This window comes from Pseudoalteromonas sp. CO109Y (genome assembly GCF_004208935.1).
Taxonomy (GTDB): domain Bacteria; phylum Pseudomonadota; class Gammaproteobacteria; order Enterobacterales; family Alteromonadaceae; genus Pseudoalteromonas; species Pseudoalteromonas shioyasakiensis.
In genome coordinates this window covers 85094-98725 of sequence record NZ_SGPD01000032.1, presented here as the reverse complement: position 1 = coordinate 98725, position 13632 = coordinate 85094, and the positions used below count along the sequence as shown (strand labels likewise).

General features: G+C 42.4%; 8 protein-coding genes. 3 read left to right on the top strand and 5 right to left on the bottom strand.

The window, feature by feature from the left end; all coding sequences use genetic code 11:
- Positions 1-5 precede the first annotated feature (5 nt).
- On the bottom strand, positions 6-2240 hold the full coding sequence (locus EXT43_RS13830; protein WP_063528170.1) for an ABC transporter permease subunit: 2235 nt from the start codon (positions 2238-2240) through the stop codon (positions 6-8).
- Positions 2241-2588: 348 nt separating this feature from the next.
- Here EXT43_RS13830 and EXT43_RS13825 point away from each other — a divergent pair, with 348 nt between their 5' ends.
- The 3 genes from EXT43_RS13825 to ppx all read left to right on the top strand — a co-directional run bounded on the left by EXT43_RS13825 (position 2589) and on the right by ppx (position 6817).
- Positions 2589-3095 (top strand): ACT domain-containing protein, encoded by a 507-nt coding sequence (locus EXT43_RS13825; protein ID WP_054563525.1) that lies wholly within the window; start codon positions 2589-2591, stop codon positions 3093-3095.
- Positions 3096-3255: 160 nt separating this feature from the next.
- Positions 3256-5337: a polyphosphate kinase 1 gene (gene ppk1 / locus EXT43_RS13820; RefSeq protein ID WP_054563524.1), complete on the top strand. Its 2082-nt coding sequence runs from the start codon at positions 3256-3258 to the stop codon at positions 5335-5337.
- Positions 5330-6817 (top strand): exopolyphosphatase, encoded by a 1488-nt coding sequence (ppx, locus tag EXT43_RS13815; RefSeq protein WP_054563523.1) that lies wholly within the window; start codon positions 5330-5332, stop codon positions 6815-6817. The genes ppk1 and ppx overlap by 8 nt, the downstream gene beginning before the upstream one ends.
- A gap of 276 nt (positions 6818-7093) precedes the next feature.
- Here ppx and EXT43_RS13810 read toward each other — a convergent pair whose 3' ends face one another.
- The 4 genes from EXT43_RS13810 to EXT43_RS13795 all read right to left on the bottom strand — a co-directional run bounded on the left by EXT43_RS13810 (position 7094) and on the right by EXT43_RS13795 (position 13565).
- Positions 7094-7549 carry a hypothetical protein gene (locus tag EXT43_RS13810; RefSeq protein WP_054563522.1) on the bottom strand — a complete coding sequence of 152 codons (456 nt, stop codon included), beginning with the start codon at positions 7547-7549 and terminating at the stop codon, positions 7094-7096.
- A 142-nt stretch (positions 7550-7691) separates the two neighbouring features.
- Positions 7692-10796, bottom strand: coding sequence for an efflux RND transporter permease subunit (locus tag EXT43_RS13805; RefSeq protein WP_130167224.1), 3105 nt, complete (start codon positions 10794-10796; stop codon positions 7692-7694).
- Positions 10793-12250 carry an efflux RND transporter periplasmic adaptor subunit gene (locus EXT43_RS13800; RefSeq protein WP_130167223.1) on the bottom strand — a complete coding sequence of 486 codons (1458 nt, stop codon included), beginning with the start codon at positions 12248-12250 and terminating at the stop codon, positions 10793-10795. Before EXT43_RS13800 ends, EXT43_RS13805 begins: the two co-directional genes overlap by 4 nt.
- On the bottom strand, positions 12243-13565 hold the full coding sequence (locus tag EXT43_RS13795; protein WP_130167222.1) for a TolC family protein: 1323 nt from the start codon (positions 13563-13565) through the stop codon (positions 12243-12245). Before EXT43_RS13795 ends, EXT43_RS13800 begins: the two co-directional genes overlap by 8 nt.
- Between the last annotated feature and the right edge of the window lie 67 nt (positions 13566-13632).

Sequence of the window (13632 nt, the reverse complement as noted above, 5' to 3'; positions counted from 1 at the left end):
TCCACCTACATTGAACTGTATTTATCACGCAGTTGCTGTCGAACAAACTCAGCCACTGTGTTGAAAATGAATGTGAATATGAATAATACAAATGCTGCTAAGAATAGAATGCGATAATGCGAGCTACCTACCTCAGACTCAGGCATTTCTACCGCGATATTCGCTGCAAGTGTTCTCATACCCTGGAAGATACTCCAGTCCATAATAGGTGTATTACCTGTTGCCATTAGTACAATCATTGTTTCACCTACAGCACGGCCTAGACCCATCATTACTGCTGAGAAGATACCTGGGCTTGCTGTTAGTAATACTACGCGAACCAATGTTTGCCATTGCGTTGCACCTAGTGCTAATGAACCGTTTGATAAGTGCTTAGGAACACTGAATACCGCATCTTCAGCAATTGAGAAGATAGTCGGGATAACAGCAAAGCCCATCGCAATACCAACAACTAGTGAGTTACGTTGGTCAAACGTCATACCCAACTCATTGGTTAAGTACTGACGCACATTGCCGTCAAACATCCAAAGCTCAATTGAGTTACTCATCGCAAACGATAACCAACCAATAAAGATAACCACTGGAATAAGTAAAATTGAGTGCGAACCTTCAGGAATACGGTGACGAATTGACGCCGGTAGCTTATTCCAACCAAATGCCGTTAATAAAATAGCGATTGGTAGCAACACCAATAATCCGATAATCGCAGGTAAATGCTCTTCAATTAATGGTGCTAACCAAAGACCCGCTAAGAAACCTAGGATTACCGTTGGTAATGCTTCCATGATTTCTACAGTCGGCTTAACCACTTTACGTAATTCACTCGACATAAAGTACGCCGTGTAAATTGCCGCTGAAAGCGCAATTGGTACCGCAAATAACATTGCGTACATTGCCGCTTTAATTGTACCGAATGAAATTGGCACTAATGAGAACTTAGATTCAAAGTCATCACTTGCAGACGTTGACTGCCAAATGTAGCCCGGCTCTGGGTAACCTTCGTACCATACTTCTTGCCACAAAGCAGACCAAGTTACTTCTGGGTGCTCGTTATGAATTTCAATTACTTTTAGCGCGTCATCAGCAAGAATAAGTGCCGCATTTGAACGTGGCGCAATTGCAAAGTTTTGAATTGGACCTTCGCTTACTTTACCTTGCCACAGTTTTGCATCACTGGTTGTGTAATAAATACCTAGCTCACCGTTAGCACCTGCTGTGAAGAAGGTACGACGATAGAACTCTGTAAAAATGTTTAGTTTCGATTGCTTGCTGGTTTCAAATGCACGAATCTTTTGGAACTCACGGCCATTTTCAGTGTTTACTTCAAACCACTGTGATACTTCGCCATTATCGTTAGCAAGCATTAGTGAGTTTGCACCCGCTAATAGCTGAGTTGAAACTAGGTTCGCGTTTTCTTCATTAGCTGCAAGCAGTTGAATTTGCTCAACTTCAGAAGGGTAACGGGTATCATATACGTAAATTTGATTTGCTGAACGCACGAATGTACGTGTTGTATCTGGTGAGATTAATAGCTCATCAACACGACCTTCGATATCAAGCTCAGTACGCTCAACAACCCACTCTACTTCGCCGGTGAACATGTTTTCTTCACCCACAAAGCTGCTGAATATAACGCGCTTGTCAGCCGTTAAAGCAACAACAGCTGTTTTATCTTCGTAGTGGCTAAATGCAAATTTAGTGATTGCCGCACCTTGCTCATCAACTTCAAGCGCCATATCACCCAGCGGGTAATCTAAACGTGGAGTTAATTGGCGTTGATTGTTCGGGAATGTCACTAAGAATTTTGGCGCAACCACAACCACAGAGCCATTTTCTAGGCCGTATGCGTATTGCCCCTGAAACGGTGCAGAGCTTGCGAAGCTGCTTACATCGCTTGGTAATTCTGTATTAAGAGTGGTGATCTTTTTACCAAATTGCTCTTTTTCAACATTGTAAAAGTCCACATTACCTTTTTCACCAAGTAAAAAGGCAATTTCTGTTTGTTCTTCAATGCCAAGACCCACAACTTCTGACGCATTTTGTAGTTTTACACTGTTACGTGTATCTACTTTTGCTGACTCAAAAATAGGTTGAACAACATAAAGAAGGTAAAAGAATATAAGTAGCAGTGCTACTAGCACCATTACGCCACCTGCGGAAATACCCCACTTGGCAAACCTGTCTTTAAATAGACGGCTTCTATCCGTATGAAAGGTAGGTTTATTCGGATTGGAAGTCATCAAAACACCCTTAAATCTTAACGTTGCGCGCATTATATTTCACCAAGATGACAGTAATGTTACAAACGTCATAATTCAGTGTAATAAAGCGAGTATTTCAGGGACGTATTTTAAAGTTAAAAAATGACCAAATTGCGACATTGCTCTGCGTATTTATAACGACCAAATTGACAAGCTAACAAACTGTTATAACTAATTTTTTATAACTATATGGAAAAAATTGGACAAACAATAAAACAGCATCAATACTCAAGATGACTTATTTTTTTCGACAATAAGAATCATTTTTAACCAACGCCTCCTTCCTTTTATTGCATTTTTCAGAGGCATTTTTATAGAGATATAAGTATGAAGCAGTTAGTAATTACTATTTTGGGGCCAGATAAACCCGGCCTAGTTGAAGACCTTTCAGCCACAATTTTAAACCATCATGGTAACTGGTTAAGCAGTAATTTGAGCCACCTTGCAGGTCACTTTGCAGGGATCATTGAGGCAGCAGTACCTGAAGAGCACCTGCAAGAGCTGCAAGACGCATTGCATAGTTTGCCGTATTTAGAAATCAGAATTGAACGCGGCGCCGAAACACTTTCAGAAGAAAAATCTGAACAAATCAATTTTGTCATTACTGGCAACGACAGACCTGGCATTGTGCAAGAGCTTGCCAGCGTTATTCGTCACAAAGGGGCGAATATCACTCACCTAAATTCAAAACAACAAAGTGCACCTAACTGGGGTGTGCCAATTTTTAGTGCTGTTGCCACCGTCGCTTTGCCAATAGGCATGAACAAGGACGAAGTAATCACGGCACTCGAGTCTATTACCACAGACTTAATTGTTGATATTGAGGACGCATAACAAGCAAGTTTATAGGGATATTTAAACTTAAACTAAGCTTTAAAATTAATGACATACATGTCACATAACTGACATGTATGTCATAAAAGTGATAAATACGTCATATAAACGTCATCTGCATCCTCTATATTCTAACTAGCTATAAACGTTGGAAAACCAGATGAACGCATCACATTCTTCTTCTCAAGCCGTTAATTACTTTGCCAAAGAGCTAAGTTGGCTGTCTTTTAATGAACGCGTGCTGCAAGAAGCCAAAGATAAATCGAACCCGATTATTGAGCGCATGCGCTTTTTAGGTATTTACTCAAACAACATGGATGAGTTTTTCCGTGTTCGTGTTGCTGATGTAAAGCGCCGCATATTACTTAATAAAATTCCTGATGCGAACTTTGAAGAAGACGAAATATTACTTCATCAGATCCAAAGTAAAGTGCTGCAGCTTGGTAAAAAGTTTAACCAAATTCATAAAGACATTTTAAATGACTTAAACGAGCACAATATTCACGTTGAGTTACCTGAGGAGCTATCTGAATTTCACTTGAGTTGGCTGAAAAAATTCTTCCACGACAATGTGCTGCAACACATATTGCCGATTTTACTCTCTGAAAAGAAAGACTACTCAGATCAAATCAACGACACCATGACCTATTTGTTTGTCGAGATGACCAACCAAAAAAGTCATTATGCCATGATGGAAGTGCCAACCGACCGCGTATCTCGTTTTGTTATTTTACCACCAGAGAAAACGCGCCGTCACAAAACCATTGTGATGCTTGATGATATCATCGCCTACTTTATTCGCGATGTGTTTAGCAGCTTTTTTAGCTTTGATGATATTCAATGTTATGCCATCAAATTAACCCGTGATGCCGAATACAATTTAGATGACGAGCTTGAAGAAGGCTTGCTCGATAAAATGTCAAAAGGTCTAAAACAACGTATTTCTGCAGAGCCTGTGCGCCTTGTTTATGACGAGAGCATGCCAGCTGAAATGCTTAAAGTGATGAAAAAGCGCCTTAATATAAGCCAACATGATGCGTTGATCCCCGGCGGTCGCTATCGTAATTTCCGCGACTTTATTGCGTTTCCGAATGTTGGCCGTCAGTACTTAGAAAACAAACCACTGCCTGCATTACAAAGCACGGCTTTTAACAATCACTCAAGTGTGTTTGATGCCATTTCAGAACAAGATATTTTACTGTATTACCCTTATCACACCTTTAACCATTTACTTGAATTTGTACGCCAAGCAGCATTTGACCCAGATGTAACCCAAATTAAGGTCAATATTTATCGCGTTGCGAGTCAGTCTCGACTTGTCTCTACGCTTATTAATGCAGCAAAAAATGGCAAACACGTAACCGTTATGGTTGAGCTGAAAGCGCGCTTTGATGAACAAAACAATATTGAATGGGCAAAAACCCTAAGCAATGCTGGTGTTAAAGTGATCTTTGGTATTCCTGCGTTGAAAGTTCACAGTAAGTTATGCGTTATTCACCGTAAAGAAAAGAACAACATAGTGAAATATGCCCATATAGGCACGGGTAACTTCCACGAAAAAACCGCCAAAATCTACACTGACTTTAGCTTATTCACCAAGTTTGAGGGCATTAGTGAAGAGTGCGATAGTGTGTTTAAGTTTATCGAAAGCAGCTATAAACCATTTCAATTTGATCATTTGATGATTTCGCCAGTCAACGCACGACAAACTATTATGTCGCTAATTGATGCTGAAATAACAAATGTAGAACATGGTAAGGCTGGTAGAATTACGCTCAAAATAAACAACCTTGTTGATAAAGAGCTGGTTGATCACCTCTACTTTGCCGCAAGACGCGGTGTGAAAATTCGTATTATTGTGCGTGGCATGTGTTCGTTAGTGCCCTCTGCCGTTAACGAAAATATTCGCATTATTAGCATTGTTGACCGCTTTTTAGAGCACCCTCGGGTGATGGTGTTTCATAATAATGGCGACGAAAAAGTGTATATTTCATCGGCAGACTGGATGACCCGAAATCTTGATCACCGTGTTGAAGTAGCCGCACCGATTTATGATGAAAAATTAAAACAGCTTATTATTGATATTCTTGAGCTACAGTTTAAAGATAGAACAAAAGCACGCATAATCGATAGCGAACAAAAAAACAGCTATGTGCGCCGCGGCAATCGTAAGAAAATTCGCTCGCAAATTGCCATTTATGACCACCTTAAGAAATGGGAAAGTAACTATAATAATGAATGATTATCCCTCAATTGCTGCCGTTGATTTAGGCTCAAATAGTTTTCATTTAGTGGTGGCAAGAGAGGTCGATGGCTCTTTGCAAATCTTACACAAAGAAAAACAGCGCGTTTACTTAGCTGACGGTTTAGATGATAAAAATCATTTAAGCCAAGAAGCAATCGAACGCGCGCTGGCGATTCTTAAGCAGTTTGCTACTACCTTGCAGGACTTCCCCCTTGAGAATGTCAAAGTGGCGGCAACTTACACATTACGCCGCGCTAAAAATATTCATTCGTTCTTAACCCAAGCAAGTAAAGTGTTTCCTTACCCAATCGAAGTAATATCGGGGCAGGAGGAAGCGCGCTTAATTTACCAAGGTGTTGCCCATTACATTCATCACGATGAAAACCGCTTAGTCATTGATATCGGCGGCGGCAGTACCGAACTCATCATTGGCAAACACTTTAAGCACAAGCTACTTACTAGCCGCAATATGGGCTGTGTTAGTTACACCAAGCAGTTTTTTGCAGATGGACAAATCACTGCTAAGCGCTTTGCCAAAGCTGAAGTTCGCGCAGAGCAAGAACTCGAAGTGATTTTCGCCAACTACTTATCGGCTGGCTGGCAATCTGTGGTGGGAACATCAGGCACTATTAAATCTATCCTTGCCATGATCAATGCTAACGATGCAGAGCAAGAGCTGATTACATTAGAGCGATTATTAGAACTAAAAACTCAGTTTATTGCAGCTAAACAAATAAAAGCGCTACAAATTGAAGGTCTTACACCTGAGCGGCAAGTGAGTATTTGTGGTGGTTTAGCTATTTTAATTGCGATATTTAGGTTGTTTAAAATCGAAGCGTTGCAATACAGCGACTTTTCACTTCGTGAAGGCCTGCTACATGAAATGCAGCAAAAGCTCGCCCACAAAGATATTCGCACTAATACCATAGCGAACCTATCTGAGCGTAACGCCATAGATAAAGAGCATGCTAACCGCGTCTCGACAACTGCAAAGTGGCTGTTTGAACAAGTAAAAGAGGCATGGCAACTTACCGATCCTGACTACATCAACTTGCTGGATTGGGCCGCGCAGCTGCATGAAATTGGCTTAGGGGTTAATTCATCAGGGATACATAAGCACAGTGCGTATATCGTTGCGAATAGCCAATTACCTGGCTTTACGCAGCAACAACAAACCTTGCTTAGTTGCATGATCCGTTTTTATCGTAAAAAAATTCGTTTAGAAGAGTTTCCGGCATTGCATACCATGCAGCATTATGAAATATTGCAACTTATTGTGATTTTGCGCTTAGCGGTACTACTGAATCAAAAGCGTATTACCGATCAAGGTTTTAAACTTGAGGTAACAGCCAAGCAAAATAGTATGTTCTTAAAGTTTCACAATAAGTGGCTTAAAGAACATACCTTGCTTTTAGCTGACTTACAGCAAGAGCAAAAATACCTTAAAAAAGTCGGCTTCTTACTCGATTTTCATTAAGCTGATTAATATATACCCAAACCACCTCAAGATGTGAGTTTCAGTTGGAATTAAAAGCGATTTAGACAAGGCATTGATTGCAAGTAATAGTGGTTCTATTGTTAAGATCAATAACGCAGTATAAATCGCTTTTAAACCAACCCGTTGGGCGCTTCACAGGCACTTACTCTCATCGTTGTTACTTCTTAAAAGGGACTGCCATTCTTACAAAGTAACGCCTTGATATTAAGCACCTGTGAAACGCTGAATTCTGCATCTTGAGGTGGTTTGGGTATACTACATATCCATATGACGGTTTGAGCTTTGCATCATTTGCTTAAGGCCTTGATGCTCAAGCTCAAGTAAACGTTCGAGCTTTTCTTTGCTTTGTTCTGTATCAGCTCGCGATACCAAGTACTCGTATAAGTCGATTACTTTTTGGTGTTGCGTGGTTAAGTAAACCTGAATCGCCTTTTCATCAATTTGCTGATCTGTGCTGATATCGTTAAAAGTAATTAGCTCTGGGTTTTCAGCAAAATACTCATAGCAATAGGTATCAAGCGTGTTTATTTCTGTAATAGCTTTAAAGCCAACGAGATCTTCTGCCAGTTTCTTCTCATATTGCAGGTAATAATCCACCAGCATTTGATTATGCTCGTCCAGTAAGTCTTTAACACTGTGGAAGTTAGCTGCCATTTGAGTATGAAATAACACGGTCCAATCATAAACTTGTTGTATTGTTTTAACTTGCATGTGCATTCCTTATCAAAATCAATTTAATATGACTTTGCATAAATCACACCAGAAATAAACTCATTAATTTTCAATATCTTAAAAATAAAGTGTGTAACTTGCAGCAAGTTAAAGCGTACAAGTTACACACTGACTGTAAAATTTATAGGTAACGTTTACGCCATAGAAAATAAAGCGCAGGTAACACAAGTAGCGTTAAAACTATGGCACTTAGCATCCCACCGACCATAGGCGCGGCTATTCTGCTCATCACTTCACTGCCCGTTCCAGTGCCATAAAGCACTGGCAGTAACCCTATGATAATAGTGGCAACTGTCATCATCACAGGTCTAACCCGAAGGCCTGCGCCATTGATGATTGCTTGGCGCAGCTCTGTAACCGTAAACTGCGCTGATTGCGCTTTAGCATCTTGATAAGCTTGGTTGAGATAAACCAGCATGATCACGCCAATTTCCACAGCAACCCCAGCCAGGGCAATAAAACCAACCCCAACAGCAACCGAGAAGTTAAAGCCTTCAAGGTACATCAGCCAAATACCGCCTATCATAGCAAGCGGTAAGGTCAGCATAATCATTGCCACCTCAATAAAGCTTCTAAAATTGAGGTATAACAGCACCACAATAATTGCCAAGGTGAGTGGCAATACGTAACTGAGTTTAGCTTTTGCGCGCTCCATATATTCATATTGCCCCGCCCACGTAATTGAGTAACCAGCAGGTAGCTCGAGTTGCTCATGCAGCGCTTGTTGCGCACGCTCAACATAACTGCCAATATCACTGCCTTCAATGTCGATTAAGCTCCAGCCATTAATGCGGGCATTTTCACTTTTAATACCCGGCGGGCCATCTTCGATAAAGACATGAGCTACATCGGCCAATGCGATACGCTGTCCGTTTGGTGTCACTATCGGTAACAACTTAAGCTCTTCTGGCGAGTCGCGATAATCTTGCGGGTAACGTAAGTTAACTGGGTAACGCTCTTGCCCTTCAACAGTTTCGGTCACATTCATACCACCGATAGCAGTAGCAACAACCTGTTGTACATCAGCAATGTTTAAACCGTACCGTGCTGCTTTTTCACGGTTGATATCAACTTTGATGTAACGGCCGCCGGCAACACGCTCTGAGTAAACAGAAGCCGTGCCCGGTAAATCTTTTAAGATGACTTCAATTTGCTCACCGATTTTTTGAATTTCACTCAGCTTTGGCCCTGCAACTTTGATCCCCACAGGCGTTTTAATACCAGTGGCAAGCATGTCGATTCGTGTTTTGATTGGCATAACCCACGCATTGGTAAGCCCTGGGAACTTAACCAGATTATCGAGCTCTTTTTTCAGTTTCTCGGTTGTCATACCCTCGCGCCACTGTGACTTTGGCTTTAACTGAATAAAGGTTTCGATCATGGTAAGCGGCGCAGGATCTGTGGCAGTGTCTGCACGACCTACCTTACCAAATACCGACTCAACTTCTGGCACACTGGCAATTAACTTATCGGTCTGCTGTAAGATTTCACGGGCCTTACCTATTGAAATACCCGGGTAAGTAGTTGGCATATACATTAAGTCGCCCTCATCAAGGGGAGGAATAAACTCACTACCAATTTTATTAACTGGGTAAAAACCAATAGCAGCCAAAACTACAGCGAGTAACAGAGTTGTTTTCGGCGCTTTTAAAACCGCATTTAATAAGGGTTTATACGCTGCCACCAATAAGCGATTAACAGGGTTTTTCTGCTCCGAAATAACCTTACCGCGAATAAAGTAGCCCATTAATACCGGCACCAGTGTAATCGCTAAACCAGCCGAAGCTGCCATCGCATAAGTCTTTGTATAAGCCAGTGGCGAGAACATGCGCCCTTCTTGTGCTTCAAGAATAAACACAGGCATAAAGCTAACAGTGATGATCAATAAACTAAAGAATAACGCGGGCCCGACTTCTGCGGCTGAGTCCATCACGACTTGCCAGCGGTTCTCATCGGTCAGAGGGGTTTTCTCCATATGCTTGTGCATATTTTCTATCATCACGATAGCACCATCGGTCATTGCACCAATGGCAATCGCTATCCCGCCAAGCGACATGATATTGGCGTTTATACCTTGCCAATACATCACCACAAAAGCCGTTAAAATGCCCGTTGGCAGCGTGATAATGGCTACGATCGATGAGCGTATATGGAATAAAAACACCACACACACTAAGGCCACGACGATTAATTCTTCAATTAACTTTGAGCTTAAGTTATCAAGCGCTTGGGTAATAAGGTTTGAACGGTCGTACACAGGGATGATTTCAACGCCCTCAGGCAGGCCTTTTTTGAGCGACTCTAGCTTTTCTTTTACGAGTTTAATGGTCGCTTCGGCATTTTCTCCAAAGCGCATCACCACTACACCACCAGTTACTTCACCCTCGCCGTTTAGTTCGGCAATACCACGGCGCATTTGCGGCCCAAGTTTTATATCAGCCACATCACGTAATTGCAGTGGCGTGCCATTGGCATTAGTACCCAGCGGAATGGCTTCTAAATCTGCGACACTTTTAATATAACCTGTGCTCGATACCATGTATTCGGCTTCTGCCATTTCGACCACTGAAGCACCACGCTCTTGGTTACCTTGCTTAATCGCTGTTTGAATTAAACTTAGCGGAATACCATAAGCACGCAATTTATCCGGGTCGACATTCACCTGATACTGCTTAACCATACCGCCAACAGACGCTACTTCTGATACGCCCGGCACAGTTTGCAGCTCAAACTTTAAAAACCAATCTTGCAGGCTGCGTAGCTGGCTAATATCGTGCTTACCGGTTTTATCCACCAGCGCATACAAGTAAATCCAACCCACACCTGTTGCATCAGGGCCAAGTTCAGGCCTTGCTGAATCTGGTAAGCGAGCACTTACTTGACTCAAATACTCTTGCACCCGACTACGGGCCCAATAAAGGTCGGTGTCTTCGTTAAAAATAACGTATACATAAGAGTCACCAAAAAACGAAAAGCCCCTTACGGTTTCAGCTCCTGGCACCGACAACATGGCTGTAGTGATAGGAAACGTTACTTGGTCTTGCACCACTTGTGGCGCTTGTCCTGGGTAAGACGTTTTTACAATAACCTGTACATCAGATAAGTCAGGCAAGGCATCAACTGGGGTATTCTTTAAAGAAAAAACCCCAAAGCCTGCCAACATTAAAGACAGCAGTAATACAAAGAAGCGATTACCGACTGACCAACGGATCACGGCAGCTATCATTGCATTTCTCCTTGCATAGGGTGGCTCATGGTCATGATGTCAAAAATCACAAACTCACCGCCTACCAACTTAAAGGTAAAATGCACTTCATCATCGCTTTGCAAACTAGACATATCGATGCGCGGCGAAAAATGAAATTCCATTGTTGCAGCCTCGCGTCCCCACTTAGGGATAGCCTCACGACTGATCACAGCAGTGCGAGCTTCACGGTCAATGCTGTTGATCACGCCATTCACCATTGCGCTCTCACTATCCGGTTCTTGCATACGCATAAAGTCAGAACTCTTACTTGATTCGGAATCTATTAAGAACTGCGCTGAAACCACTACGTTATCGTCTTTCAATAAGCCTGATAAAATTTCGACATCATGATTATCACTACGACCTAGCGTCACAGCCACTGATTTAAAGCGACCTTCACCTAAATCAATCACGACACGGTCTTGGCTACCTGTGCGGATCACCGCTTCTTTGGCTATCACTAATTGTGGCTCAGTTGGCTTCGTAGTAATACTCACTTCAGCAAACATATTCGGTTTTAATAAGCCATCTTGGTTGGCAAAACGTAAGCGGACGCGCAGGGTACGGTTTTTCTCATCAAGGGTTGGGTAAATATAATCGACCTTGCCTTGCCAGCGCTTACCCGGTAAGTAATCTAAGCTCATAGTAACTGGCAAGCCTTTATGAATAAGCCCCGCTTGACGCTCAAAAACTTCAGCCTCGACCCATACTTCTTCTAAGTGAGCAATACTCATCATGGTTGTGCCCGGTTTCACAAAGAAGCCTTCGCGGATATTTAGCTCATCCAATACGCCACTTTGCTTGGCATAAAAGGTAATGTTTTGTCTGACTTTTTGGCTTTGCTCTAATCGCGCAATAAAATCGTCAGAAACATTCAGTGAGGCTAAGCGTGCTTTTGCCGCACGTATAAGCACTGCATTGTTACGCTTAAGGGCAAGCAGTAACTCTTCTTGTGCGTTTACTAATTGTGGAGAATACAAGGTATAAAGTGGCTCGCCTTGCTTAACTTGGTCACCTGCAGCTTTAACATATAAGGTTTCTATCCAACCTTCGACACGAGGGTGAATATGCACGAGTTGGTCTTGGTCGTATTGCACATAACCAACCGTATCAACGGTCGTTTGTAATGATTTAAAGCGTACGGGCGCTGTTCTTACCCCTAAGTTATTAACGACTGCTGGTGAGATTCTCACTGTACCTGGGCTGTCTTCAGCGCTACTTTGCTCCTCATAAACGGGGACTAATTCCATACCCATTGGTGATAAACCCGGTTCATCACGGCGGTAATTACTGTCCATAGGCGCCACCCAATATAGCGGCTTTTTCTCAGCGCTTGGCATAGCTCCATGATCTGGCTCAGCCAATTTATTTACAGCTGTTGCCAATGCCGCACCTACCGCCAAGGCGATAACTAATTTCACTGTATTATTCATTGATAGCTCCTTGGCTTTGTGCTGCATTTATTTGGTTATCTTTTGCTGCTGCGTAATAGTTAAGGCGAGCGAGGGTTATTTGTTTGTCTATTTCGATATTCAACGCATCAATTTTTGCGTTAAGTTCGCTGATGCGTGCACGCATCACTTCTGAAAAGTCACCATCATCGTTGGTGTAAGCATTTAACGTCGCCTCAGCCTGCTCTGCCATTTGCGGTAAAAGCTGCTGTTGATACAACGCTTTGCGCTGAGCAAGTCGGCTCAACTGGCTAAGCTCTTTAAAATACTGACCTTGCAGTTTTTGTAGAGTAATAAGTTTGTTGGTCTTTACCGCCTCGGCATTAGCTATTGCCGCATTAACTTGTTGGTCTTGACGGTTATCAGTAAACAGCGGTAAATCAACACTCACCCCAATAGAGAGTAAATCAGCGCGAGAGTCCCCCATAGGGGTATCATCACGATAGCCATAGCCTAGGTTCATACCAAATTGCGGTTTATACGCTTCTTTCGCCACTTGCACTTGAGTGTTTTTAGCACGCATTGCATGATCAATGGCGATAATTGCCGGGTGGCTCATCAGCACTTCAGTCACCCCCGATGGTGCAAGCTCTTGATAAGACATTAGTGCAGCCACCTTGGTATTTTCATCGCTCACGGCACCGTTTAGCATTTCAATAGGTAGCCATTGAGCTAGTCGCTTTTTGGCACTATCAAACTGTTGCTCTAACATCACCAGCTTATCTTCAAGACGAGTCAGCTCTAGCTGAGCGCGAATAATATCCTGCTGGCGAGTCGCACCAAGTGTATTGGCATAGCTTGCCTCTGTAATATCAATAAGTTGATTAAATAAGGCTTTATCTTGGTTGATCAGTTGAATACTTTTTTGTGCACGGTAGGCATTTAGCCAAGCTTCGCTAACAATGGCTTTAACCTGTGCTTGGCGGTCAGCTCTAAGCCAAGGATATTGCTCAGCCGATTGTTTTAAAGCTTGTTGCTGTAAGGCAAGGCTATCACCTCGGCTAAATTGTTGTGACAAGCCTACTTTGAATTGCGTCATACCCTCTTGATCAAAGGCAAAGCCATCGGTTGGTAAATTCATTAGCCCAACGGTTAATACTGGATCTGGCAAGGTACCGGCCGCAATGCTTTGCGCTTCTATCGCCTGTTGCTGGTATTTATTTGCTTGTAACCAAGGCTCGTGAGTCAATGCATAATCAATCACCTGATTGAGTGCCAACGGCTCTGCTTTCACTAAACTTGAGGTTATTAATACTGCGCCTAGAGAAAGCGCCTTAATCAATTTGCTGTGAATCATCACATGCTCCAAAAATCTTAAAAATGGTTAAAAAACAATAGACTTTGGGTGCAGAATAAGGAGTATT